Raw genomic sequence first — 1,056 nt, 5'->3', positions numbered from 1 at the left:
CGGGCTACCATGCTGTCGTGAATCTGGGTCATGGTCTCCTTCAGGTCAAAGGTCCAGTCCCAGCCCGGATAGTGCGCCTTGAACTTGCTCAGGTCCGAGATGTACCAGATGTGGTCTCCGCTCCGGTTGGTCTCCGAATACTGGTAGTTCATCTTGTTGCCCGAGATCTGCTCACACAAAGCGATCGCTTCCAGCATCGAACAGTTGGCGTAGCGCCCACCCCCCGCGTTGTAAACCTCCCCCGGACGGGGGTTCTGATAAAAGTGCCAGAACATGTTCACCAGGTCCCAGCTGTGGATGTTGTCCCGCACCTGCTTGCCTTTATAGCCGAACACCGTGTACTGGTTGCCCGTGATGGCACACTTCATCAGGTACGACAGAAACCCGTGCAGCTGCGCCCCCGAGTGGTTAGGACCCGTCAGACAGCCGCCCCGGAAGACGCCCGTGTTCATGCCGAAATAGCGGCCGTACTCCTGCACCATGATGTCGGCGGCCACTTTAGAGGCTCCGAAGACCGAGTGCTTGGTGTGGTCGATGCTCATAAACTCATCGATACCGTTCTCGAAGTAGGGATGGTTCTGGTCGATCTCCCAGCGGGTGTCGGTTTCGATCAGGGGCAGGAAGTTGGGGTTGTCACCGTAGACCTTGTTGGTAGAGGTGAAGATGAAGACCGCTTCGGGGCAGTGGAGCCGGGTCATCTCCAGCATGTTGAGGGTGCCCACGGCGTTGACCCCAAAGTCGGTGAAGGGTTCGCGGGCGGCCCAGTCGTGGGAGGGTTGGGCGGCCGTATGAAGGACGAGTTTGATATCCGATCCGTAGAGCTGGAAGATGGGTTGGAGCTGGTCGACTTGGCGGATATCGGCGGTTTCGTGTTTATAGGAGGCATAGGCGCTGGCGAGCCGGTTTCGGTTCCACTCGGTGGAGCCTTCGGTGCCGAAGAAGTACTGGCGCATGTTGTTGTCGATGCCGATGATGAGGTCGAATTTATCGGCGAAGAAGGCGACGGCTTCACTGCCAATCAAACCGGCTGATCCGGTAACGAGTGCAATCTTCATA

1 protein-coding gene is annotated in these 1,056 nt (G+C 57.8%); it reads right to left on the bottom strand.

Annotated elements, in window-relative coordinates; all coding sequences use genetic code 11:
* A partial coding sequence (locus CRO74_RS31135) for an NAD-dependent epimerase/dehydratase family protein (RefSeq protein WP_097132252.1) occupies window positions 1–1,055 on the bottom strand: 1,055 nt, incomplete at its 3' end.
* Window position 1,056 lies beyond the last annotated feature (1 nt).

This window comes from Spirosoma fluviale (genome assembly GCF_900230225.1).
Classification (GTDB): Bacteria; Bacteroidota; Bacteroidia; order Cytophagales; family Spirosomataceae; genus Spirosoma; species Spirosoma fluviale.
The sequence above is the reverse complement of the archived record's forward strand: the minus strand, read 5'-3'. Positions and strand labels throughout refer to the sequence as shown.